Below are 24,407 nucleotides of genomic sequence, written 5' to 3'. Positions count from 1 at the left end.
TTCCCCCGTCAGCCGCAACAGCTAAATCGGAAGGAGATGAGGATAACTTGCAGACGGTTACGGAAGATTGCCAATCTGCTTGCTCAACACCTTGTCGCCCTTGTGGATTTTGCGCTTCTCAGCCTCACCGCCGTTCAGTTCCAGCACATATTTGACCGGCCCTTGCGACGAAATGATCGCCTCCGACAGCGGCACGGCCTGCTCATGGATATGGGTGATGGTGCCTGCGGCATCGATGAACACCATGTCGAGCGGGATGAGCGTGTTGCGCATCCACATCGAAATGGCACGTGCCTCGCCAAAATCAAACAGCATGCCCTCATTGGCCGCCATCTGTTTGCGATACATCAGCCCCTGCTCCCGCTGATCCGGATCAAGCGCCAGCTCCGCCGAGAATTCATGACGCTCACCAGAGGACGTGACAATCGTCAGCGGCTGCTTGTCAAACCGCATCTGCGCCGATGCAACAGCCGAAAATGCCACAAGCGCCATCATGGCGCTCGCAGCAAAGGTGGTCAAAACGGCCCGCATCAATGCGCCCTGGATGCAACGGCTGGCCCATCCGGATGGATTTCGGCCGCCATCAGCCCCTTGTCACCAGGCCCGAAGCGCACCAGCACCACCTGGCCGGGGCGCAGTTCCGTCAGGCCGTAACGGCGGAGCGTTTCCATGTGGATAAAGATATCCTCGGTGCCCTCGCCGCGCGTCAGGAAACCAAAGCCCTTGGTACGGTTGAACCATTTGACCAGAGCCCGTTCCAGACCGCTCGTCGCCGTCACCTGCACATGCGTGCGCACCGGCGGCAGCTGCGACGGGTGAACCGCCGTCGACTGATCCATGGAGAGGATCCGAAACGTCTGGTAACCGCGATCCCGGCGCTGGATCAGCGCCACGATGCGCGTTCCCTCCAGGATCGTCTGGTATCCATCCCGCCTCAGGCAGGTCACATGCAACAGCACATCCTGCATGCCGTTATCGGGCACGATGAAGCCGAAGCCCTTTGCCACGTCGAACCATTTCACGACGCCAGTGATTTCGATAAGCTCTACCGGCTCGCCGGCGAGTTCTTCAAAAATCGCTACGCCCTTCGATGACATTCTGTCCGCCATTCTGTCAGCCCCTGGGTTACGCGTCACGGTCGCACGGTTAACTGATTCTGAGAGGATATGTTAACATTGCGCCGTTCGTCCAGCGCAAGACCCTGTCCGCATGTTTCGATTTTCTTTGTAGTGAAGACTCCTTGTCTGAGGCTGACCAGTGCGGCATATCCCGCATGCCGCCGCAGATCCCGTCGGCCAACCGTTCAGGAGGAATTTTTCATGCGTTATCTGCACACCATGGTCCGCATCAAGGACCTTGATGCCTCGCTCGATTTTTACACCCGGATCTTCGGTTTGACCGAGGTGCGCCGCATCGAAAACGACAAGGGCCGCTTCACGCTGATCTTCCTTGCAGCCTCTGAGGATGTCGAAAGCGGCGAGAAGAACAAGGCGCCGCTGCTGGAACTCACCTATAACTGGGATACCGAGGATTATGCAGGCGGCCGCAATTTTGGCCACCTCGCCTATGAAGTCGACAATATCTATGAGACCTGCCAGCGCGTGATGGACATGGGTGTCGTCATCAACCGCCCGCCGCGCGACGGCAACATGGCCTTCATCCGCTCGCCCGACGGCATTTCCATCGAGCTTCTGCAGAAGGGCCCGGCGCTTGAACCTGCCGAACCCTGGGTCTCGATGCCGAACACCGGCAGCTGGTAACCCCTGCCTTGCAAGGCTGGCGCAAACGTTGCGCCAGCCTTCTGCCTCCGCTTCTATAGAGACCGGCGTCCGCCACCGAGCCGGATGCCAAGCCTGACGCAGGGTTCATGCGCCATTCTGAAGTTCATATGGGAACAACAGAAGCTGGAATGCGCGAATGGCGAACCTCACTTTGACATCTGCCGCGGATCCTTTGCGCCGCATCGCCCTTGCCGCGCTCCTTGGCGCAGCCACGCTGTCGCTCGGCGGGTGTGTCGGCCTCACCGCAAAGGCAAAGCCTGTTGCCGCAAGCCAGCAGCCGAAGACGGCCACAGAGGCCATGGCGCAGGCCGAACGCAGCAAGGCGCCGGCACCCGGCGATTATGTCGATCCGATGGTGGCAGTGGCCGGATCGCCGGCGACCAAACCGAAAAGCCGCGCCTATCGGCCACCCTCGCCGCTTGCCGGTGAGCCGGCGGCGCCGGCGGGCGACCCCATGATGCAGATGGCCCAGCTTGCCCCGGAACAGCAGAACCTTGGCGAGGTCATCAACCAGCCAACGACGGTTCAGGCCGGCAATAACAGCATCTTTGCGCTTGCAACGGCGCGCGTGGATGCGGCAAACGCTGCAAGCGGCGCTGCGGCCTACGCTCCCCCCGGCCGAATCAACCCGATGATGGGAAGCGTGTTCAGCGCTCGCACCAGCGCAGAGATCGCTCCGCCAGCCCCCGTCACCGCGCGCCAGCCGGCAGCCCAACCGGTCGCCCAGCCGGCAGCCCGCGCCACCGGCACAAGTGCCAAGGATGGTTTATGGTAGCGCCCGTTCACACCGCGCCCGAAGCCGCGCCCCTCCTTTAACCATTTGATAAGAAACAGCCTTTCGACCATCCACAGCTCTTACTACGCCAACCGATATTTTTGCGGGATTCAGCAAAATGCCGCTTGCACGCACGAAAACTGCCCCCTATAAGGACGCCACCACGAAGCGCACGCGCCCTTCGTCTATCGGTTAGGACACCAGATTTTCATTCTGGGAAGAGGGGTTCGACTCCCCTAGGGCGTGCCACTTCGGGTAATTTCACTACAGTTCTGATGATTTGTGACGGCCTGCTCTTCGCGGTCCGCGAGAGCATTGCGCAGATGTTCCGTTATCCGAGCCGGCGCGGATAAAAAGCGTCCGTCTGTTGTCATTTTTCGCTTGCACGGAAAAAATCTGCGTCTATAAGGGCGCCACCACGAAGCGCACGCGCCCTTCGTCTATCGGTTAGGACACCAGATTTTCATTCTGGGAAGAGGGGTTCGACTCCCCTAGGGCGTGCCACTTCTTTTTAAAATCCCCTTCATAACCCGTTGGTTTGGCTGCGATATTCAGCCTGGTTGCCGTCGTTTGGCGCCTGTTGAAAAATCGCTCGTTCCGTTGAAAAAACAATGCGGAAATTGTGATTTTGACGCTTGCATGACAGCCGGCGCCCCCATATAAGGGCGCCACCACGAAGCGCACGCGCCCTTCGTCTATCGGTTAGGACACCAGATTTTCATTCTGGGAAGAGGGGTTCGACTCCCCTAGGGCGTGCCACTTCTCTCTTCATTTTCAGATAACATGACGCTTCACACCGCAGGGTTTCGCGGTGGCAGCTGTCTTGCCGCCTTCCCCAATCACATGGCCTTGGCGGCATCGAGAATGCGCAGCTGCACTCGGCGGCTGCCCTGCCAGTGATCGGCACCAAGACATCCCGCCACATGCAGTTGGCTTCCCCTCGACGATAACAGCAATTGGCCAAGCGGCGTTTCGGCGGCGCGAAAGGCGATGGCGTCCAGCCGCGTGCCATCCATGGCCTGCAGCGTCGCCTTCACATGGGCCGTGCCGATCAGTCTCGCATCAATGATTCTATGGGCTGGCATGGCAAACACCGGCTGGCTGTGGCCGGATCCATAAGGGCCCGCCTGCTCCATCTGGTCGATCAGCTGAAGTGTTGCCCCGGATGCCGCAAGTGCGCCGTCGATCTTCAGCATGTGGTTGGCCACGAGGTCGGGAATCACGGCACCGGCCACCTGTTCAAAATAGGCCCGCAGGCTGCCGAGCTTCGAGCGCTCCACCGTGAGGCCCGCAGCCATCGCGTGGCCGCCGCCCTTCACCAGCAGTCCCTGGTCGACAGCGGCGCGCACCATCTTTCCCATGTCGAAGCCGGGAATGGACCGGCCGGAGCCGGTGCCACGGCCGGACGAATCAAGCGCGATGGCAAAGGCCGGGCGCTTGAACTTTTCCTTCAGCCGGGCCGCCAGAAGCCCGACAATGCCGGGGTGCCAGTTTTCCCGCGCCGTCACCAGCACGGCGGCGTTTTCGCCGGTGCCATATTCGGCAATCACTTCCGCTTCGGCCTCGGCCAGCATGGCCGCTTCCATCACCTGCCGTTCGCGATTCAACTCATCGAGCTTTGCGGCGATATCATCGGCCTCGGCCGGTTCATCCATGGTCAGCAGACGACTGCCGAGCGCGGCATCGCCTATACGCCCGCCGGCATTGATGCGCGGACCAACGAGGAAGCCGAGATGATAAGGCGTCACCGGCCCGCCAAGTCCCGCCTTGCGAAACAGGGCAGCAAGCCCCGCATTGCCCATATGGCGGGCCGCCAGCAGGCCCTTCACCACATAGGCGCGGTTCAGCCCCTTCAATGGCACCACATCGCAGACAGTCGCCAGTGCCACGATATCGAGCCAGGCCAGAAGATCGAGCGTCTTTGCCCTGAAATCACCGCGCTCGCGCAAAAGCCGCGCCGTGGCCACCAGAACGATGAACACCACGCCTGCGGCGCAGAGATGCCCCTGCCCCGACAGATCATCGTTGCGGTTGGGGTTGACCAGCGCAAGGCACGGCGGCAGTTGCGGCCCCATCTGGTGATGGTCGATCACCACCACATCGCATTTATCCTCGACGGCCGCCGACAGCGCCTCATGGCTGGTGGAGCCGCAATCGACGGTGACGATCAGGTTTGCCCCGCCTGCGATCAGCTGGCGGATGGCATTGGCGTTCGGGCCATAACCTTCGAAAATCCGGTCGGGAATGTAGATCTCGGCCTCGACGCCGAAATGGTGGAAGAACCGCGCCATCAGTGCCGAAGACGCTGCCCCATCCACATCGTAATCGCCGAAGATCGCCACTTTTTCGCGCCGCGCGACGGCGTCTGCCAGACGGGCTGCCGCCTTGTCGCAGTCCTTCAGTGTAAACGGTTCGGGCATCAGGCTGCGGATGGTGGGATCGAGAAAGGCCGGCGCTTCGTCCACGCCAACGCCCCTGCCCGCCAGAACGCGCGAAATCAGGTCTGGAATACCGTGAACCTGCGCCATCGCCAGAGCACGGTTCTGCCCGGCCTGATCCAGCCGCGATACCCAGCGCTGGCCACTTGCGGAACGTTCCACGCCAAGAAACGCCCGGGACACGGGATCGACAGGTTCTGTCATGACAATTCGGCTGGCGGTCGCAGATACATGGCCCGCTTCTACTGCATAAATGCAAAGACCGGTATCAGTTAGCGCACAAATTTATCGCCGCCCGCCGGCATGACCGTCTCAACCCTTGCTCAGAGCACGGCCCAGACCGCCGATGCACCCAGGCAGATAGGCCATGACGCAAGCGCCACGGCAACAGCCCAGTTGTGATCGGCTTCCTCACTCGTCAGATCCTCGCCGTCGAGACCTTCTTCCGGCGGCCGGGGCAAAGGTTTGGTCCGACGCAGAATCGTCGCCGGATCCGGCACGACAGGCTGTTTGAAAGACAACATAGACATCACAGGCGCCTCCCTTCGCTTATGAAGTATCGACGCAGTGTATCCCTAATGATGCCTGTGCGCCAGTCATGGCCCGGCCATGGGCGATTCGCATAAAAAAGGCGCCTCCCTTGCGGGATGCGCCTTTGAAAAGCTCGCAATTTGAAAGATGTCAGAAAGCCTTCGGTCGCTCGATGCGAATGACCTGCGGTTCGCTGGCCAGATAACTTTCCGCCTTGATGCCGGCGACGGCCTTGCGGACCGACACTTCCGTCGTCGCGTGGGTGACGAGAATGATGGTCTTTGCGCCGTCTGCCGAGCCGCCATTGGCGCGCTGCACGATCGATTCCAGCGAAATGCCGTTTTCGGCCATCTGTGTCGCGACATTGGCAAACACGCCGGTGCGGTCAGATACGGTGAGGCGAATGAAGTACCCGCCTTCGTGGCTCTGGATTTGCGCCTTGCGGTAGGGCGCAAGCGCTGCTGCCGGCGTGCCGAGAACAGGCACACGCTGCGTGCCCGGCTGGCTTTTTGCAATATCGGCGATATCGCCGAGAACGGCAGAGGCCGTCGCATTGCCGCCGGCGCCGGGGCCTACCATCAGCAACTCGCCCAGAATATCGGATTCGATGGCAACGGCATTCGTTACGCCATCCACCTGCGCAATCACGCTGTCATGCGGCACCATGGTCGGGTGAACCCGCTGTTCGATGCCGCTCTCGGTGCGCTGGGCAACGCCGAGAAGCTTGATGCGGTACCCGAGGTCGGCGGCCGCATGAATGTCCTCGATCGAGATATTGGAAATGCCTTCCAAATAAATCTCGTCGGCGGCGATCTCGGTACCGAAGGCAAGTGTCGTCAGGATCGCCAGCTTGTGGGCGGTATCATTACCCTCGATGTCGAAGGTCGGATCGGCTTCGGCATAACCAAGGCGCTGGGCTTCCTTCAGGCAGGCCTCGAAAGTCAGCCCCTCCTTTTCCATCCGTGTGAGGATGTAATTGCAGGTGCCGTTCATGATGCCGTAGACGCGGCTGACGGTATTGCCGGTCAACGATTCGCGCAGTGCCTTGATGACGGGGATGCCGCCGGCCACCGCCGCTTCGTAGTTGAGGAGCACGCCCTTTTCTTCGGCGGCCTTGGCAAGTTCAACGCCGGAGCGCGCGAGAAGCGCCTTGTTGGCTGTGACCACATGCAGGCCGCGCGCAAGGGCTGCGCGAACCGAACGGTCAGCGGCCCCTTCAGCACCACCGATGAGTTCGACGAACACATCGATATCAGCCTTTTCCGCCATCTCTTCCGGCGTATCGAACCACTGAGCGCCCGAGAGATCGAGGCCGCGGTCCCGGGTCTTGTCACGCGCGCTGACGGCTGCAATCGCAATTGGACGCCCGCAGGTGACAGCCAGTTCGTTTGCCCGCATGACAAGGATTTTTGCGAGCGATGCCCCAACGGTGCCCAGACCCGCAATACCGATTTTGAGGGCGTCTGCCATGATCATGTTCCTGAAAAGTCGTTAAACGGGCGGCGCAAACGGCCGCCCTTTATAAAGTGGGTCTCAACGGTGGGCGTTGAGCGAAATGACGTTGTGCATGGTCTCGTCGGCCGTCGACATGAATTTCTTGATGTTGCGGGCGGCCTGGCGGATGCGGTGTTCGTTCTCCACCAGCGCGAGACGCACATATTCGTCGCCCTGTTCGCCGAAGCCGACGCCCGGTGCCACGGCCACATCGGCCTTTTCGACCAGCAGCTTGGAAAATTCGAGCGAACCGAGATGGCGGAACTTTTCCGGAATTTTCGCCCAGGCAAACATGGTGGCCGCCGGCGGCGGAACCTCGAAGCCGGCCTTGCCAAAGCTTTCGACCATCACATCGCGGCGGCGCTTGTAGATGGAACGCACCTCGGCAATGTCAGACCCGTCGCCATTCAGCGCATGGCTTGCCGCCACCTGGATCGGCGTGAAGGCACCGTAATCGAGATAGGATTTGACCCGCGTCAGCGCCGCGATCAGCCGCTCATTGCCAACGGCAAAGCCCATACGCCAGCCGGGCATGGAAAACGTCTTCGACATGGAGGTGAATTCCACAGTCACATCGATGGCACCAGGCACTTCCAGCACGGACGGTGGCGGCTCGCCGTCGAAATAGATTTCGGAATAGGCGAGATCCGAGAGCACGATGATCTCGTGCTTCTTCGCAAACGCGATCACGTCCTTGTAGAAATCAAGGCTTGCGACCTTGGCCGTCGGGTTGGACGGATAGTTGATGACGAGCGCCAGCGGCTTCGGGATCGAGTGGCGCACGGCCCGCTCAAGCGGCGCAAAGAAATTGTCGTCAGGCTCAACCGGGATCGAGCGGATCACGCCGCCCGCCATCAGGAAACCGAAGGCATGGATCGGATAGGTCGGGTCCGGGCAGAGGATCACATCGCCGGGCGCGGTGATCGCCTGCGCCATGTTGGCAAAACCTTCCTTGGAACCGAGGGTGGCGACCACCTGCGTTTCCGGGTTCAGCTTCACGCCGAAGCGGCGGGCATAATAGGCCGCCTGCGCGCGGCGAAGGCCGGGAATGCCCTTGGAAGAGGAGTAACGGTGCGTGCGCGGGTCCTGCACCACTTCGCACAGCTTGTCGACGATGGCCTTCGGTGTCGGAAGGTCGGGATTGCCCATGCCGAGATCGATAATGTCCGCGCCGCCCGCTCGCGCGCTGGCCTTCAAACGGTTGACCTGTTCGAAAACGTAAGGCGGCAGTCTGCGGACTTTATGAAACTCTTCCATCGCGATCCTCGTGAGGGCATCCAGAGCAGTAAAAAGGGGCAAGTATAAGAGGCAAAAGGGGTGCCTCCGATGGTGGTTGCTTTGCGTCCAAAAGGGCCGGAACGCAAGTGCTATTTGCTGATCTGGCTCTGCGTGTCGGCCGCATGATCGGCAGCAAGCTTGCGCAATTCGACAACGCGCGCCTGATAATCCGCCTCGGACACCGAACCATTGGCGCGGGCGGCGGCAAGCTTGGTCATCTGCTCCTGCGCCGTGGTGGCGTCCGAATCATCGATCTGCTTGTTGGCGGCCGTCAGCGGACCGGCAAAGGTCGGATAGGTTCCAGTATCCTTCTTGGAGAGCGCTTCCGGGCGCGGCGCCTCCCTTGGCCCAACCACCGTTGCCTGCGGCGGGGTGTTGGGAACGCCATCATCCAGCTTGAAGGAATTGCATCCGACAAGCGCAAGCGGCATCACCGACACACCAAGAAACAAAGGCATCCAACGAAGCCCTCGCGCTAGTTCCACCATTGACGCAACCCTAATCTGCACCAGCATACGGCCTGGACAGGCCGCTATCGCTGGCACTTGTATTCGTTTTCAGGCAGAATGTAAAAACCAAAACAACGATTATAACAGGGTGGAAAAGGGGAGAGAGACACCATGGATACGCGCGAGAAGGCGAGCCGCCCGGAGGGCAGTTCCAAGGGTTTCGATCCGAAATCGTTTGAAGCCTATGTGGTGAAGGATCCCCAGAAGCTTGCGGTCAATCTGGCCAAGGCGGCCGAGAACCTCGGCAAGGCGGCCACCGAATGGCTGGCCCCGCGCGAACGTGGCGAACGGGTGGACACGCTCGACCCGATGACCGACATGATCAAGACCCTGTCCAAGGTCATCGAATACTGGATGTCGGAACCGCAGCGAACGCTGGAGGCGCAGTCGCTGCTTCTCTCTTCCTACATGGGCATCTGGATGAATACGCTGAGCCGGCTGTCCGGCGAGGCGGGACCGGAAGAACCCGACACCCTGCGCAAGGACAAACGTTTTGCCGATCCGGACTGGCGCCAGAACCCGTTTTTCGCCTTCCTGCGGCAGGTCTATCTGGTTACGGCCGAATGGGCGGAAAAGCTGGTGGAAAAGGCGGAAGGCTTGGATGACCATACCCGCCACAAGGCAGCTTTTTACGTGCGCCAGCTGACGGCTGCCCTTTCGCCCGCCAATTTTGCCCTCACCAATCCGGAGGTTTATCGCGAGACCGTTTCCACCGATGGGGCCAATTTCGTGCAGGGCATGAAAATGCTGGCGGAAGACATTGCCGCCGGCCGCGGCGAGTTGCGCCTTCGCCAGACCGATACCCATAAATTCGCGCTCGGCAAGAACCTGGCGCTGACACCGGGCAAGGTGGTGGCGCGCAATGCGATCTGCGAAGTTATCCAGTATTCCCCGACAACCGAGACCGTGTTCAAGCGCCCGCTGCTGATCGTGCCGCCATGGATCAACAAGTTCTACATCCTCGACCTCGGCCCGCAGAAAAGTTTCATCAAATGGTGCGTTGACCAGGGCCACACGGTCTTTGTCATCTCCTGGGTCAACCCGGATGAACACCATGCCAGTTTCTCCTGGGAGGACTACAGCGCAGACGGCATCGATTTTGCGCTGTCTGCCGTGGAAAAGGCGGCGGGTGAAAAGGAGATCAATGTCATCGGCTACTGCGTCGGCGGCACACTTTTGTCGGCAACGCTTGCCGTCCACGCAGCGCGGGGCGACCGGCGCGTGCAGGCGGCGACCTTCTTCACCACGCAGGTAGATTTCACCCATGCGGGCGATTTGAAGGTGTTTGTCGACGAGGAACAGTTGGAAGCGCTGGAGGGCCAGATGAAAGCGGCCGGTTATCTCGCCGGTTCCAAGATGGCGAGCGCCTTCAACATGCTGCGCGCCTCCGAACTGATCTGGCCCTATGTGGTCGGCAATTACCTGAAGGGCCAGGAGCCGACGGCCTTCGACCTTCTTTACTGGAATTCCGATTCGACGCGCATGACGGCCGCCAACCACGCTTTCTACCTGCGCAACTGCTATCTGGAAAACCGGTTGAGCAAGGGCGAGATGACGCTGTTCGGCAAGACCGTCAGCCTCAAGGACGTCAGCATTCCGGTCTATAATCTGGCCGCGCGCGAGGACCATATCGCACCGGCCAAATCCGTCTTTGCCGGATGCCACTTCTTTGGCGGCCCGGTGGATTTCGTGCTGAGTGGTTCGGGCCATATCGCCGGCGTCGTCAACCCGCCAGACCGGAACAAGTACCAGTACTGGACGAACGGCAAGCCCATCGGCGCGCTGGAGGATTGGGTGGCGGGCGCCAAGGAAACGCCCGGCTCCTGGTGGCCGCACTGGCAGGCCTGGATGGAGGCGCGCGACGCACGCCGGGTTCCGGCGCGGGTGCCACCGGCCGACAAAACCCTCGGCGATGCGCCCGGCACCTATGTGCTGGTGCGCAGTTGACCGCCAACCGATGATATTTGATCCCCCGCTCGTGCCCGCCCGGCTTGTCCGCCGTTACAAACGTTTCCTCTTCGACGCCGTGCTGGAGGACGGCACGGCGCTGACCGGCTCCTGCCCGAACACCGGCTCGATGCGCGGGCTGACGACGCCCGGTTCGCGCATCTGGCTTTCGCAGCACGACAGCAAGACGCGCAAATATCGCCATATGCTGGAACTGGTGGAGGCCGACGGCACGCTGGTCGGCATCAATACCGGCCTGCCGAACCGGCTGGCCGAGGAAGCAATCCGGGCGGGCCTCGTGCCCGGCCTTTCCGGTTACGCTGGCCTGAAGCGCGAGCAGCGCTACGGACAGAATTCACGCATCGACATGCTGCTGCTCGATCCCATCAGGCCGCCGGCTTACGTCGAGGTGAAGAACGTACATTTCACCCGCAGCCCCGGCCTTGCCGAGTTTCCCGATACGGTCACCCTTCGCGGCGCGAAACATCTGCATGAACTGGGTGATATGGTGGAGGCCGGATACCGCTCCGTGATGCTCTATGTCGTCCAGCGCGCCGATTGCGACCGGCTGCGGATCTGCGAAGATCTCGATCCCGCCTATGCGCTGGCCTTTCGGCGGGCACGCGCCCGCGGTGTGGAGGCTTATGCACTGACCTGCCGCATAGAACCGCAAGGAATTTGGCCGGATCGCGTGATCGCGATGGACGAAGGGGGACAGGCTGTTTAAAAAACGCTGTATTCGAGACGAAAGTGGTTCAATGGTAACTTATATCGAGGCGGCATCGGCGCCGAAAAAGAACACGGGCGCAATCCGGCTTTATGATCCGGCGACCGATTTTGCCGGCATGCGCAAGGCCTGCCAGCTGACGGCGCGATGCCTCGATGAGCTGGCAGCCCTCGTCAAGCCCGGCGTGACCACGGCAGCGCTTGATCGGTTCGTGTTCGAATTCGGCATGGACAATGGCGCACTTCCGGCCACCCTCAATTACCGCGGCTATAAATATTCCGTCTGCACCTCGCTCAACCATGTCGTCTGCCACGGCATGCCCGACGACAAGCCGCTGCGCGACGGCGATATCGTCAATATCGACGTCACCTATGTGCTGGATGGCTGGCACGGCGATTCAAGCCGCATGTATCCCGTCGGCCAGGTGAAGCGTGCGGCCGAGCGGCTGATGGAAGTGACCTATGAATGCCTGATGCGCGGCATCTCAGTGGTGAGGCCCGGCGTGCGTACCGGCGCCATCGGCGAAGCGATCCAGGTCTATGCGGAAGCAGAGCGCTGCTCAGTGGTGCGCGATTTCTGTGGCCACGGCGTCGGCCGCCTGTTCCACGACAGCCCGAACATTCTGCATTACGGCCGTGCTGATGAAGGCCCGGAACTGCGCGAGGGCATGATCTTCACCATCGAGCCGATGATCAATCTCGGCAAGCCGCATGTAAAGGTTCTCTCCGACGGCTGGACGGCGGTGACGCGCGACCGGTCGCTGTCTGCGCAATATGAACATGCCGTGGGTGTCACGGCCACCGGCTGCGAGATCTTTACCCTGTCTCCCGGTGGTCTCGACAGGCCCGGCCTTCCTCCCCTCAACGGTTGATCGATGAAACACCCGCCCTTGCCGACAGACACTGATATGCCGCAGGTCCCGGCGGGCGGGCCGGAAAACGGCGGTGATGCCGCGCCAGACGATCTTTTTACTGACGAGCGCGGCTTCTTTGCCGAACAGGCGCAGAAATCCGGCGGCATAAAAAAGGCGGAACCGGTCAAGGCGGATGACGACAAGCAGGCGCATTACCATGGCCACCGCGAGCGCCTGCGCAGCCGTTACCGCGAACATGGCGACACCGCACTCGCCGATTACGAAATCCTCGAGCTTCTGCTCTTCCGCCTCATCCCGCGCCGCGACACCAAACCGATCGCCAAGGCGCTGATCGACCGGTTCGGCAATCTGGCCGGCGTGTTCGGGGCGCAAACCTCGCTCCTGCAGGAGGTCAAGGGCGTCGGCGAAGCCGTGGCGCTCGATCTGAAGCTAATTGCCTCCGTTGGCCAGCGTATTTTGAAAAGCGAGTTGCGCGGCAAGCAGGTGCTCGCCTCCTGGTCCGCCGTCATCGATTATTGCCATGCCGCCATGGCCTATGAGGCGCGCGAACAGTTTCGCATTCTCTTCCTCGACAAGCGCAACGCGCTGATTGCCGACGAGGTGCAGGGCCGCGGCACCGTCGATCATACGCCTGTCTATCCGCGCGAAGTGGTGCGCCGGGCGCTGGAGCTTTCAGCCACCGCGTTGATCCTCGTCCATAACCACCCCTCCGGCGACCCGACGCCGTCGCGCGCCGATATCGACATGACGAAAACGATTATCGATACGGCAAAGCCGCTCGGCATCACCGTCCATGATCACATCATCATCGGCAAGGATGGCCATGCCAGCCTGAAGGGCCTGCGGCTGATCTGATCAGCCGAAAACCGAGAAAAGGTCAGCGCAGGCCGTCCCGGCCCTCGATCTCATGAGCCTGAAGGCCGCCGATGCGTGCGAGCGGCCTTCCACTATCGGTGACGGCGACCGCAACCATGATTTCATCGGCGCGCGGGCTGTCGTTCAGCCACACCTGCATTCCATCGAAATGCGAGCGCACATAGGCGGCATCCTTGTGGCCAAGCGGAATATCGAGGACAGCGCCCGGCCCGCCGCGCCGCTTGGAGGATGGCACCAGGGCTGCCCCCTTCTCCACCGCTTCCCGCAGCGGCTTGCCAAGGGCCGGGTGCAAAATGGCAGCGGCATGTTCCAGCTCGCCATCCTCGCCCACAAGCGCTGCCTTGCCATAACTTTCCGCTGCCTGCGGCGGGATTCCAAGAGCTTCCACGCAGCGTTGCCCGAGAAGCCCGCCCAGTTCGGCACCGATCTCGATGAGGTCGCCCAGATCCTCGACGTAACGTCCGGCAAACGGATTGCGGATGACGGCAACGGCTGAGGCTTTTCGGGTGGGCGGAGTGACCGGCCGATCCATCTCGCGGTGCAGTTCCTCGACGAAGACCGCAAGCTTGCGGATCTCGGCCTTCATCGAAGCCCGTCCTCGCCCTTGATCTCGCTGGCCTTTAACCCGCCCACGCGGGCATGGATGCGCGCGCCTGTGGTCATAACCAGCACGACCGCCAGTTCGTTGGCGCGCGGTCCATCCGGCACGCCGACTTCCATCGCATCGAAATGAGAGCGTACATAAGAGGCATTGATATGGGTGACCGGCACATCGAGCCTTGTGCCGGGCCCGCCGACCTTCTTGGTGGAGGCCACGATGGCTTTCGCATCGCCCAGTACCTCGCGCATGGCATAACCGCCCGGAACGTGCCAGAGCGCACCATGCTCCAACTCGCCGGCTTGGCCCACAATGGCGCCCTTGCCATACCCTTCGATAAACGCCGGATCGCCGCCGAGCACCGTGACCAGCCGGTTTGCCATTTCGACGCCCAGCGGCTCGAGATCCTTCATGAAGCCGGCGATCTCTTCGTGGTAGCGACCTGCAAACGGATTTTCGATGACGGCAATGGCGGCGGCCCGCTTCAGCGGCACCGTGGCCACCGGCCCGCCCTCATGAAACACCTCCTCGACGACAGTCAGGAACTTGCGGATTTTCGGTTCAGGCATCAGCGTATCTCTCCAGGCGTGCGGAATTGTTTGGGATTTGCAGGCTCGGCCCCTCGCCCGCGATGCGAATGCGATTGCGCAGGAAAAGTGCTGCGCGATCAATCAGGCCTTGCACCCTCAAGTGCTCGGCCACCATTTGCCCCCGGTCCAGCGCCTCGGCAATCTCGCTCTCGTCCAGATCACCGCAGCAGGTGACGACGAGACGTTCGCCCAAATCACTGTCCTCAACGAGGCGATTGGCGGGGGCGCGGATAATCGCGGGATGGCCGGGCAGATCGACGGCATTGGCAATGATGGTGGCGGCAGCATCGGCGGCGGCGGCGGTCTTTGCAAGCACGGTGACCGACGTGGCAATGCCCATCGAAAGGCTGCGCCCGCCCTGCCCCGAAGTTGCAATGCCGCGCACCGGATCATCGGCGCGGATGGTGAAGGCGCCAAGCCCTGCCCCGTCTTCGCGCGCCATGCCGACCCGCCATTCGGCGTCGCGATCCAGATTGAGCGCGATATCGCCGCCATTGTTGACATAGAGGCGCGACGGCCGTTCGCCGGTCGCAAAGCCCGAAAGCATCGCCCCCAGCACTTCGTCTGCCACGGCGCCAGCAACGGCTGCCATCGGCGTGATGAAATGCCTCTCAGACAATGGCAGCACGGCTGCCATCATCCGGCGTGCGACCGGCCCCTGCGGCTGCCGGCAGCCGGGATAGGCTCTCGCCTTCAGGAGCGGCAGTTCGGCGACGAGGTCTTCCAGCACGCTGGAAAAGCGTACGGCGGCCTTTTGATAGGCCTGCGCCCGCATAGCGCTTTCCCGTCCGGGCGGGCCACCGGAGACACCGATGACAAGATCGATCGGGCCGTGCTGCAGATGCAGCCGGCCATCGGGTGATCCGTCGAGATAGGCGCCGATTGCTCCGCTCATGACGTCGCCCCTTGCCCTAATGGCCCCAGCGGAAATTGCGTTCCGCCGTCGGCCACGCGCCGGCAGAGACGGGTGCAATCTTCCGCTCGGCCAGTTCCAGCGCCTGCTCGATCGGTACGATGGCCTCCATATGGCCGCCGAGCGCCGCGTAATCGGAAAGCCGCATGGTAAACTCGATGGGTGCCACAAGCGCTGGCGTCGGCACATAACCAAAGCTGTTGGAGGGCATCTGCGTGACATCGGCCATGACGGTGATGCCGCCGCCCGGCCAGACGGTGGCCGGCGCCCCGCCACAGGAAACATGGGTCAGCGCGTCCTTGACCGACCGCGTCAGCCGCACCGGATTGGTGGTGACACCGGCGCGCAGGCTTCCCCCCGCCCCGCCCATGAACAGGACCGAAACCATGGCCGGCTCGCAGTTTTCCGCAACGATTTCGACCGTCTCGCGCACCGCGGACGGCAGGATGGATTGCGCCACCGGCACGAGATTTTCATCGAGGATATAATAGCCGAATTGCTCGCCGGTGGTGGACACCATCAACAGCCGCAAACCCGGATAGGCGACCTTCGGATCGAAATCGCCCAGGATCGACAGCGGATCGGAAATATTGGTGCCGCCCCAGCCGGTACCGGGCTCCGCCACCTGAAAATAGCGTCCCGGTGTCGAGCGCCGGCCCTTGATGCGGATGCCGGTCGGGGCAATGTGAAGAAGCTTTCCGGCCTGGTGCTCGGAGAGGACGCCGGTAATGTGGTCATCCACCACCACCACCTCGTCCACCATATCCTGCCATTGTTTCGCAAACATGCCGATGGTGGCCGAGCCGCAGCCGACGCGCATGCGGCTTTCTTCGACACCGTTGATAACAGGCGCATGGCCAGCCTGCAGACAGAGCGTGGCGCCACCATCGATCTGCATCTCCACCCGCTGGCTGTTGCAAAGCCGCATGAGCGTATCGCAGGTGATGCGGCCTTCCTTCTTGGAGCCGCCAGTGAGGTGATGCACGCCGCCGAGCGACAGCATCTGCGAGCCATATTCGCCGGTGGTGACATGGCCAACCGGCTCGCCCTCCACCCGCACCATCGCCGTTTCCGGGCCGATGAAACGGTCCGTATCGATCTTCACCTTGGCGCCGCAATAGGAAAAGATGCCCTCGGTGACCACGGTCACCATATCGACGCCGTTCTGCTTCTGCGACACGATGAAGGGCGCCGGCTTGTAATCGGGATAGGTGGTGCCGGCGCCGACGGCGGTGACGAAGGGCGTTTTTGCGTAGACGAGGTCGCCCGACCAGTCCTGGCTGTCCTCACCCGGCAGGAAGGCAACGACCGAACCGCCCGATGTCATCGTCTGCTCGATCGCCGTCAGCGGATCGACGCGGATCAGTTCGCCAGCGATATTGGCATAACGGTCGCAGGCGCCGGAGCGGCCATCGGCGATGTAACACATGACGGGACAGGCATCGCAGCGGATCTTGCCATTCACCGCGCTTTCCACGTGCTGCTTGACCATCTGGCGCTCCCGGCCGGACGCTTTCGCGGCCTTGCCTTGTTCTGTTCCCGCGTGCTTTGGCACATATTGTTTGTATACGAATGAATATCAGCGCAAATTTCAGACCTGTCAAGGCAAGGCCTCACAGCGTCCGGCTTTGCAAAAAGGCCGCAACCCGCCCCACACACGGCGGCCGCCTCGCGGCCATTCCATTGGCAGGCAAACAAGTCTAGCGCCGAAAGCTGATGTCGCAAACGAAATCTGGACGCCGCCGACGCTGGCCCTGAAACGACGGTTGGCGCCCGGCAAAGCGCGTTGACAATTCACCCTTGCGGGATAAACCGGGGGCTTGATCAGGTTCGACGGGGTAACTGCATGGCCGGGGCCAAGAAAAGCGACAGCGCTTCGCACGCATCCGCGTCCGACATGGAGACTTACAAGGTCGACCAGCAGATCGGCTTTTTCCTGCGGCAGGCAAACCAGCGGCATGTGGCGATCTTTTCGGCTAAAATGGGCGACCGCCTGACGACGACGCAATGGGCAGCGCTGACCAAGCTGCGCGAGATCCAGCCGACCTCCCAGAACCAACTCGGCCGCGACACCGCCATGGATGTCGCTACGATCAAGGGCGTTGTCGACCGCCTGGTGAAGCGGGGTTATGTCAGCAGCGCGCCGGACCCGCAAGACGGGCGCCGGCTGGTACTGTCCCTGACCGGCGAAGGTGAGGCCGCCATTGCCCGCAACCTGTTGACTGCCGTTGCCGTGACCGAGGAAACGCTGTCGCCGCTGACCTCCGGCGAGCGGATGATGCTCATCGAACTCCTGCGCAAGATCTGCTGAGCCTTTCCAGTAACGGCTAAAGCCCCACTCTCTGGGCACCTCTCCTGCCCCTTTTTTCCTTGATCTGAACACCGTGACATGGCGCGTGCGGGGCCCGCAAAATTCGTTTGCGTGCCAATGATTTCCGGCTATCATCCAAGTCATGGATGCGTACGACAAAAACCAAAACGGGAACGCCGCACTCCTCACCTCCCACCGGGCTGCCCGACGGGCTGACCCTCAAATGGGAACCAAGGGAAGAACTTTGCGCGCATTCCCGCCGAAGAGGCCGGGACAGCATGACGACACAGTCCGTGACGTTGATCATCAACGGCAGGAGCCGGGATTTTGCGCTCTCGCCCGAGACGCCGCTTCTTTATGTGCTGCGCAATGATTGCGGGCTGAACGGCGCCAAATTCGGCTGCGGCCTTGGCGAATGCGGCGCCTGCACCGTGCTTCTGGGCGACCGGCCCATCCGCGCCTGCACCACCCGCATCGGCGCCGTGCGCGGCCGGTCAATCACCACGCTGGAAGGGCTGGCGTCGGATGGGCTGGATGATGACAGGACGCCGCATCCGGTGCAGCAGGCCTTTTGCGAGATGCAGGCAGCGCAATGCGGTTATTGCCTGAACGGCATGATCATGGCGACCGTCGGACTTCTGCGCAGCAATCCGCAGGCTGATGAAAAGGCGATCCGGGCAGCGCTGCGCCGCCAGCTCTGTCGCTGCGGCACGCATATGGAAATCCTCGCCGCCGTGCGGTTGGCGCGCGACCGGATGGCAGAGGAGACGGCCGATACCGGGGACCCTGCCCGGCTTCAAACCTTTCAACCGCCACCCGCTCCTTTTCATCCGGCACCTGTTGCAGGGACAGAGGCGGAGGCGTCCGCGCCATGACGACTGGTCCGAATCCGCCTTCCGATCCCGGCACACTTCGTGAAAAAACCAGCAGCGCCTATCTGGAGGCAGACGACATCCTGCTGGTCACCCGCCCCGGCAGCGGCAACCAGCCGGACATCTATCTGGCCCTGACAGGTGATGGTGCGGTGATTGCCTTCAACGGCCATGTGGATCTCGGCACCGGCATCCGCACGGCATTGGCGCAGATCGTCGCGGAAGAGCTGGATGTCGCATTTGAGCGGGTCACCATGGTGCTCGGCACCACCTCGGCCGCGCCGGACCAAGGGCCGACGATTGCCAGCGAAACCATTCAGATCACTGCCAACCCCTTGCGCCTTGCCGCTGCCAGCGCCCGTCGCCACCTGCTGGCCGCCGCCGCAGACCATCTCGGCTCACCGGTCGAGGATCTGAGCGTCGAAGCCGGTCTTGTCGGGAACGGCCAAAACACCGTCTCCTATGGCGATCTAGTGCGCGGCCGCCATTGCCGCATTGAGATCGATCCGACAGCCCCGACAAAGCCGGTGGATCAATATCGCATCGTCGGCAAGCCACAGCCGCGCAACGATATCGCCGCCAAAACCTTAGGGGACTGGACCTATGTGCATGATGTGCGTGTGCCCGGCATGCTGCACGGCCGCGTCATCCGCCCGCCCTATGTTGGTTATGACCATGGCGAGGGTGTCGGAAACAGCCTGATTGCGGTGGATGAGACCTCAGTGGCCGGCATCGAGGGGCTGGTGGCCGTGGTGGCGATCGGCGATTTCGTCGGCGTGGTCGCAACCCGCGAGGAATTTGCCGCAGAGGCCGCGCGCTGTCTCAAGGTGCAGTGGAAGGTGCCGCCCGCCCGTCCCGATCTCAACGATGTCGAAACGGCGCTCAAGAACAATCCCGGAAGGAAACGCCTGCTGAAGAACGACGGCGATGTGGAACGGGCGCTTCTCGGCGCCTCGCCTCTCATGCAGCGCACCTATGTCTGGCCCTACCAGATGCATGGCTCCATCGGCCCTTCCTGCGCCGTGGCAGACTGGACGCCCGAAAAACTCGTCGTCTGGTCCGGCACGCAGAACCCGCATTTCATGCGCCGCGATCTCTCCTGGCTGATGGACATGCCCGAGGAGGCCATCGTGGTCGAGCGGCACGAGGCTGCCGGCTGCTACGGCCGCAACTGCGCCGACGACGTGACGGCCGATGCCGCCCTTCTGTCACGCGCCACCGGCCGGCCGGTGCGTGTGCAGCTGACCCGCGAGCAGGAACATGGCTGGGAGCCTAAGGGCGCCGGACAGGTGATCGACGTGCGCGGCGGGCTTGATCTCGAGGGCGGCCCCATCGCCTATGATTTCGAGACGCGTTATCCCTCAAACCTCTCGCCGACGCTGGCCCTCATCCTCACCGGCAAGGTGGCCGCCGTGCCTGATGTGACGGAAATGGGCGACCGCACCGCCATTCCGCCCTATGCCGTCAGCCATATGCGCATTGCCGTGCATGACATGCCGCCGATTGCGCGCGCCAGCTGGTTTCGCGGCGTCTCGGCCATGCCGAATTCCTTTGCCCATGAAAGTTTTTTCGATGAACTGGCGGCCGCTGCCGGCGTCGATCCGGTGGAATACCGGCTGCGCTATCTGACCGACCCCCGCGGCGCGGATCTGGTGCGTGCTGTCACCGAAAAGGCCGGCTGGCGGCCGCGCACCCGCTTCGGCACAGAAGGCAGCGAGGGAGACCTGCTCTACGGGCGCGGCTTTGCCTATGCGCTTTATGTCCATGGAAAATTTCCGGGCACGCCCGCTGCCTGGTCCGCCTGGGTGGCCGATGTCGCGGTCAACCGCCGCACCGGCGAGGTCTCCGTCACGCGCGTCACCGTTGGCCAGGATACCGGGCTGATGATCAATCCGGATGGCGTGCGCCACCAGATCCACGGCAATGTCATCCAGTCCGTCAGCCGGGTGCTGAAGGAAGAGGTGCGGTTTACGCAGACGGGTATCGAGAGCCTCGAATGGGGCGGTTATCCCATCCTCACCTTCGAGGAGACGCCCGATATCGACGTGCTGATGATCCCGCGCCCGGACGAGGAACCGCGCGGGGCCGGCGAATCCGCCTCGGTGCCGAGTGCGGCGGCCATCGTCAACGCCGTCTATGATGCGACGGGCCTGCGCTTTCGCGAACTGCCTCTGACGCCCGAGCGCGTGCTGGCTGGCCTGCAGGGACGCCAGACATTGGAGCACCGGCAGGCCGTGCAGAAAAAGCGCAAACGGTGGCTGCGGCTCGGCGGCTTTGGTCTTCTTGGCGTCACGGGGTTCGCGGGCCTTGCAGCCGGTGGCCTTGCGGTCATGTCGCCGTGGCGTCCCGCCATCGAGGCGATCAGGCGGCCCGATCCGGCGCTGTTTGGCGCGGCAAGCGTCGAGCGCGGCCGGCTGGTGGCGGCGGCCGGCGGCTGTGCCACCTGTCACGCGGATGAGGAAAGTTCAGCTCTTGCCGGCGGGCGCCGGTTCGATACGCCCTTCGGCACGGTGGTCGCGCCGAACATTTCGCCGGACGAGCGCCACGGCATCGGCGGCTGGTCCTATCCGGCCTTCGTGCGGGCGATGCGCGACGGCATCAGCCGCAAAGGCAGCCATCTCTACCCCGTGCATCCCTATACGTCGTTCACCCATGTCAGCGATGGCGACCTGCAGGATCTCTATGCCTATCTCATGAACACGCCGGCAGCGCCCCAACCCTCGCAGCCATCCAGCTTGCGGTTTCCCTTCAACAACCGCAGCCTGATGGCGGGATGGAACACGCTTTATCTGAACCGCACCACCATCGATTACGCGCCCGACAAAGGCGAGGCCTGGAACCGGGGCGCCTATCTGGTTGAAGGCCTCGGCCACTGTTCCGCCTGCCACAGCCCGCGCAATGCGCTGGGGGCCGAAGAGACCGGCAAGGCGCATCTCGCCGGCGGGTTTGCCGATGGCTGGCAGGCGCCGGCGATCAACGGCGCCTCACCGGGCCCCATCGGCTGGACGGTCGATGCGCTTTACGACTATCTGCGCACCGGCCATTCCGCCGATCACGGCAGCGCGGCCGGCCCGATGGCGCTGGTTGTGGGCCAGCTCTCGGACCTGCCCGATGCCGATATCCAGGCGATGGCGACCTATCTTGCAAGCCTTCAGCCGTCCGCAGGTGCAGCCCAGAGCGTGACTCGGGCGGATGTCATCGCAGTCTCGGAAGCGGCGGCACCGCAGGCGGCTCTTGCCTTTCCCGAGGGAGCGCGGCTGTTTGAAGGCGCCTGCAGCGCCTGCCATAACGGCAAAAGCCACCTTGCGCATCTCTCGCTCAACAGCACCCTGCATGGCGCAACGCCCGATAACCTGATGCAGGCCGTGCTTGATGGCGTCGAGGCGCCGGCAAGCCTTCGCGCACGGCCGGATGCGGACGCAGAGGTGATGTCCATGCCCTCCTTCCGCGACAGTTTTGGCGATCGGCAGCTGGGTGAACTCGCAGCCTATCTGCGCGCCCGTTTTGCGCCGGGAAAACCGGCATGGCCGCAAGCGTCTGCGAACGCCGCAAGCATCAGGGGCAGCGCACCCATCCACTGATCCGGTCCCGCCTCACCCGGCGGCACGCAACGGAAGGCTTCAGGATGTTTTATGGCCTTCGCCTGCCGCATGGCTGCGCGCTACCACCAGGGCAAGCGTTGCAAGGGACAGACAGAAAGCAAAAAAGCTCAGGCCCAGCCAGTGGCGCTTTGCCAGATAGGAGATTGCCGCCAGCCAATCCGGCCGCACCTGCGAGGCCGTGTTGAAATTTTCGCGGCTGAAGGCGCAGAGCACGAAGGATGTGCCCGCCAGCACCATGTCATGATCGAGATCGGAGATCAGCGTTCGGGCGGCGTCTTTGGTCTGCGGTAACTGGGACATCCGCTCCACCATTGCCTTCAACCCCGCCATATCCGCATGGGCGCATTCGTTAAACGGGTTATCCTCGTCCGTCAGACTTCCCGGCACCAGTAGCCAAAGACAGTTGGCGGCCTGCATCTGGTTGTGCAGCAGAAGCGCCGACAGTTCCGCATCCCCGGATGCTGCCCCGCGCGCCAAAATGACGATCCGGTCACGGAATGGCGCAATCACCTGCATGGCGACGTGATCGATGGAGGGGATGGCAAAACCGGATTGATCTTCGGGCGCGCCAAAACCATGGGCCCGGGCGGTGTCAGGCGGACCCCATACGCCGAATGCCAAGACCAGCGCCATGCAGAGGCCTCTCATCACCGCCTGCCCTTCCTCACGTCCGCAGCAACCAACCCACCGGAGCGACCGCACCATCCTACGCCTCTTTCGGCGCGGCGGACATCTTTTGGCATCGTCTATCTGCTCCGTCCCCACGGGCGGCTCCGGTGGTGCCTCCGGTCCCTGCTCCGTGAGTTCGACCACTTTCGCCATCGCTCAAATCCTCGGCGTCGACAGCAGCCAGAGGCCGAAGGCTGTGTAAAACACCATCAGGGCCGCAAACGGCAGTTCCAGCCAGAACACCCGGCGTTTGGCACGCGCCGTCTCACGCTGGCTGTCGAGCATCAGCGCGTGGGCGAGAATGACTGCCACGACATGGCCAAGCGCGATGGCCGCCGTCTGGGTGTTGAAGATCGCCTGGACGCCCTCGAAGGTGAACAGGAAGGAGGTCGTCACATGATGATCAGCCGTGCCCAAAAAATCCCAGCCGCGGGCGAACGGGTCCGACAGCGCCACCATCAGGTTCTGCATTTCGACCAACACCAGCGTCAGGTAATGCGACAGCTGGAAGGCAACGGAAATCGGGATGATGCTGTAGATCAGCCGCCCGGCGACCGGCATCATGGGACGCGTGCCGGACAGAAGGCAGCCGAGAAAAACGCTGCCGAAGAACAGGCACGAGAGTGCAGCAAAGGCCATGAGAATGCCAAGGCTCGACGAGACCATGACGGCGCTGCGACCCGGAAACTCCAGCGGGTTGACGCCAATGGCAGACAGCCAGACGAAGGTGCGCGAAAACCCGTCGAAGGTGACGGTCGACAAGGTCAGCAGGATGAAGGCCATGCCGCTCAAGGGAAGCGGCGGCAGGTCGAACAACTGCTTTCCCGGCCAGCAGAGAAACAAACAGAGTTTGCGTTCTCTCGTCCGGAAAAAGCCGATGGGAGCCAGCCGACTGATGAAAAAGAAGGCCAGCGAAAACGGTTCGCCCCGCTGCCGCCAGGGCTTTTCGCCAAACACCAGCATGGCCAAAAAATTAAAGCACCAGTAGAGGCTAACGGCTGTCGCAAGCCGTGCCGGATCGCTGGGGCTCAAATCCACCAGTTCGAACCAGGCAAAGGCATAGAACTGCACGAGTGCCGGGGCATAACCGAGACATGCCGGCAGCGGCAGAAGCGCCCTCTCGCCGGCTGGCCGTTTCGTCACGCGCCGCATGAGGTGGAGCGGCCCGCTCCAGGGGTTCAGCACGCGCCAGAAATCGCCGAAAAGCCCGTGGGCGATGGTGAGGCACACCCACCAGAGCGTCCAGATCACCGCCGGCAGCGGGTTGAGCAGCGGATCGCGGCTGCCGAAAAACCCTGCCAGCACCATCACCGCCATGATCAGGAAGGAGGCAAGGCTGATCCACGCACCTGAAGGCACAGCGACGGCTGGAAGCCTTGTTATTCCCCGGTAAAGCCTGCGGGTAAAGCCGTCCGGCATCACGGAAAACAAGAGGAAGGTGATCGCGACGACAAAGGCGGCACCGGCGAGATAATAACCCGTCGGCAACAGCAGCACGATTCCGCCTTCCGCCCCATGCGCGAGAGCGCTGACCGGTAAAAGGCAGGCGAGAAGAACGGTCAGGCAGCGAGCGGCCGTCTTTATCAGCACGTTTCGCGCCTCCACCATCATCCGCCCTGCCT

General features: G+C 62.4%; 22 protein-coding genes and 3 tRNA genes. 12 read left to right on the top strand and 13 right to left on the bottom strand.

Annotated features, from left to right (window positions below; genetic code table 11):
• Positions 1-57: 57 nt before the first annotated feature.
• Positions 58-531, bottom strand: coding sequence for a DUF192 domain-containing protein (locus AC4CWH_RS04950; RefSeq protein ID WP_491320637.1), 474 nt, complete (start codon positions 529-531; stop codon positions 58-60).
• A complete protein-coding gene (locus AC4CWH_RS04945) occupies positions 531-1,109 on the bottom strand; it encodes a cold-shock protein (protein WP_491284594.1) in 579 nt (192 codons plus the stop codon). Before AC4CWH_RS04945 ends, AC4CWH_RS04950 begins: the two co-directional genes overlap by 1 nt.
• A gap of 210 nt (positions 1,110-1,319) precedes the next feature.
• Between AC4CWH_RS04945 and gloA the strand changes: the two genes are divergently transcribed.
• The 5 genes from gloA to AC4CWH_RS04920 all read left to right on the top strand — a co-directional run bounded on the left by gloA (position 1,320) and on the right by AC4CWH_RS04920 (position 3,315).
• A complete protein-coding gene (gene gloA, locus AC4CWH_RS04940; protein WP_491320636.1) occupies positions 1,320-1,760 on the top strand; it encodes a lactoylglutathione lyase in 441 nt (146 codons plus the stop codon).
• Between the two features lie 157 nt (positions 1,761-1,917).
• Entirely contained in the window at positions 1,918-2,556 is a 639-nt protein-coding gene (locus AC4CWH_RS04935; protein ID WP_491320635.1) for a hypothetical protein, read from the top strand.
• A 174-nt stretch (positions 2,557-2,730) separates the two neighbouring features.
• Positions 2,731-2,805, top strand: a tRNA-Glu gene (locus tag AC4CWH_RS04930).
• A gap of 180 nt (positions 2,806-2,985) precedes the next feature.
• Positions 2,986-3,060, top strand: a tRNA-Glu gene (locus AC4CWH_RS04925).
• A 180-nt stretch (positions 3,061-3,240) separates the two neighbouring features.
• Positions 3,241-3,315 (top strand) — tRNA-Glu (locus AC4CWH_RS04920).
• 80 nt (positions 3,316-3,395) lie between these two features.
• On the opposite strand, the gene recJ is transcribed toward AC4CWH_RS04920, so the two are convergent.
• The 5 genes from recJ to AC4CWH_RS04895 all read right to left on the bottom strand — a co-directional run bounded on the left by recJ (position 3,396) and on the right by AC4CWH_RS04895 (position 8,755).
• Positions 3,396-5,198, bottom strand: a complete 1,803-nt coding sequence (gene recJ / locus AC4CWH_RS04915) for a single-stranded-DNA-specific exonuclease RecJ (RefSeq protein WP_491320634.1) — start codon at positions 5,196-5,198, stop codon at positions 3,396-3,398.
• Between the two features lie 119 nt (positions 5,199-5,317).
• Positions 5,318-5,524, bottom strand: a complete 207-nt coding sequence (locus AC4CWH_RS04910) for a hypothetical protein (RefSeq protein ID WP_491320633.1) — start codon at positions 5,522-5,524, stop codon at positions 5,318-5,320.
• Between the two features lie 151 nt (positions 5,525-5,675).
• Positions 5,676-6,995 (bottom strand): homoserine dehydrogenase, encoded by a 1,320-nt coding sequence (locus tag AC4CWH_RS04905; RefSeq protein WP_491320632.1) that lies wholly within the window; start codon positions 6,993-6,995, stop codon positions 5,676-5,678.
• A gap of 63 nt (positions 6,996-7,058) precedes the next feature.
• The gene (locus tag AC4CWH_RS04900) at positions 7,059-8,276 is read right to left on the bottom strand and encodes an LL-diaminopimelate aminotransferase (RefSeq protein WP_491320631.1); all 1,218 of its coding nucleotides are present in this window, start codon (positions 8,274-8,276) and stop codon (positions 7,059-7,061) included.
• Positions 8,277-8,386: 110 nt separating this feature from the next.
• Positions 8,387-8,755, bottom strand: a complete 369-nt coding sequence (locus AC4CWH_RS04895; protein WP_491320630.1) for a hypothetical protein — start codon at positions 8,753-8,755, stop codon at positions 8,387-8,389.
• A gap of 162 nt (positions 8,756-8,917) precedes the next feature.
• On the opposite strand from AC4CWH_RS04895, the gene AC4CWH_RS04890 reads away from it, so the two are divergent.
• The 4 genes from AC4CWH_RS04890 to radC are packed head-to-tail and all read left to right on the top strand — an operon-like array spanning position 8,918 to position 13,209.
• Complete coding sequence (locus tag AC4CWH_RS04890; RefSeq protein ID WP_491320629.1) at positions 8,918-10,753, top strand: PHA/PHB synthase family protein; 1,836 nt, start codon at positions 8,918-8,920, stop codon at positions 10,751-10,753.
• 10 nt (positions 10,754-10,763) lie between these two features.
• The gene (gene sfsA / locus AC4CWH_RS04885; protein ID WP_491320628.1) at positions 10,764-11,480 is read left to right on the top strand and encodes a DNA/RNA nuclease SfsA; all 717 of its coding nucleotides are present in this window, start codon (positions 10,764-10,766) and stop codon (positions 11,478-11,480) included.
• Between the two features lie 31 nt (positions 11,481-11,511).
• Entirely contained in the window at positions 11,512-12,351 is an 840-nt protein-coding gene (gene map, locus AC4CWH_RS04880) for a type I methionyl aminopeptidase (RefSeq protein WP_491320627.1), read from the top strand.
• 36 nt (positions 12,352-12,387) lie between these two features.
• A complete protein-coding gene (gene radC / locus AC4CWH_RS04875) occupies positions 12,388-13,209 on the top strand; it encodes a RadC family protein (RefSeq protein WP_491320626.1) in 822 nt (273 codons plus the stop codon).
• A gap of 22 nt (positions 13,210-13,231) precedes the next feature.
• On the opposite strand, the gene AC4CWH_RS04870 is transcribed toward radC, so the two are convergent.
• The 4 genes from AC4CWH_RS04870 to AC4CWH_RS04855 are packed head-to-tail and all read right to left on the bottom strand — an operon-like array spanning position 13,232 to position 16,823.
• Positions 13,232-13,816: an amino acid synthesis family protein gene (locus AC4CWH_RS04870; RefSeq protein ID WP_491320625.1), complete on the bottom strand. Its 585-nt coding sequence runs from the start codon at positions 13,814-13,816 to the stop codon at positions 13,232-13,234.
• Positions 13,813-14,397 (bottom strand): amino acid synthesis family protein, encoded by a 585-nt coding sequence (locus AC4CWH_RS04865; RefSeq protein WP_491320624.1) that lies wholly within the window; start codon positions 14,395-14,397, stop codon positions 13,813-13,815. Before AC4CWH_RS04865 ends, AC4CWH_RS04870 begins: the two co-directional genes overlap by 4 nt.
• Entirely contained in the window at positions 14,390-15,313 is a 924-nt protein-coding gene (locus tag AC4CWH_RS04860; protein WP_491320623.1) for a UPF0280 family protein, read from the bottom strand. The genes AC4CWH_RS04865 and AC4CWH_RS04860 overlap by 8 nt, the downstream gene beginning before the upstream one ends.
• A gap of 16 nt (positions 15,314-15,329) precedes the next feature.
• Entirely contained in the window at positions 15,330-16,823 is a 1,494-nt protein-coding gene (locus AC4CWH_RS04855; protein ID WP_491320622.1) for a 6-hydroxynicotinate reductase, read from the bottom strand.
• Positions 16,824-17,228: 405 nt separating this feature from the next.
• On the opposite strand from AC4CWH_RS04855, the gene AC4CWH_RS04850 reads away from it, so the two are divergent.
• The 3 genes from AC4CWH_RS04850 to AC4CWH_RS04840 all read left to right on the top strand — a co-directional run bounded on the left by AC4CWH_RS04850 (position 17,229) and on the right by AC4CWH_RS04840 (position 22,095).
• Positions 17,229-17,642 carry a MarR family winged helix-turn-helix transcriptional regulator gene (locus AC4CWH_RS04850; RefSeq protein WP_491321356.1) on the top strand — a complete coding sequence of 138 codons (414 nt, stop codon included), beginning with the start codon at positions 17,229-17,231 and terminating at the stop codon, positions 17,640-17,642.
• A 278-nt stretch (positions 17,643-17,920) separates the two neighbouring features.
• Positions 17,921-18,517 carry a (2Fe-2S)-binding protein gene (locus AC4CWH_RS04845; RefSeq protein WP_491320621.1) on the top strand — a complete coding sequence of 199 codons (597 nt, stop codon included), beginning with the start codon at positions 17,921-17,923 and terminating at the stop codon, positions 18,515-18,517.
• Complete coding sequence (locus tag AC4CWH_RS04840; RefSeq protein WP_491320620.1) at positions 18,514-22,095, top strand: molybdopterin cofactor-binding domain-containing protein; 3,582 nt, start codon at positions 18,514-18,516, stop codon at positions 22,093-22,095. Before AC4CWH_RS04845 ends, AC4CWH_RS04840 begins: the two co-directional genes overlap by 4 nt.
• Before the next feature lie 39 nt (positions 22,096-22,134).
• Here AC4CWH_RS04840 and AC4CWH_RS04835 read toward each other — a convergent pair whose 3' ends face one another.
• A complete protein-coding gene (locus tag AC4CWH_RS04835; protein ID WP_491320619.1) occupies positions 22,135-22,749 on the bottom strand; it encodes a hypothetical protein in 615 nt (204 codons plus the stop codon).
• Between the two features lie 192 nt (positions 22,750-22,941).
• Positions 22,942-24,375 carry a hypothetical protein gene (locus tag AC4CWH_RS04830; RefSeq protein ID WP_491320618.1) on the bottom strand — a complete coding sequence of 478 codons (1,434 nt, stop codon included), beginning with the start codon at positions 24,373-24,375 and terminating at the stop codon, positions 22,942-22,944.
• Between the last annotated feature and the right edge of the window lie 32 nt (positions 24,376-24,407).

The organism is Neorhizobium sp. PAMB6716, from assembly GCF_058242805.1.
The sequence above is the reverse complement of the archived record's forward strand: the minus strand, read 5'-3'. Positions and strand labels throughout refer to the sequence as shown.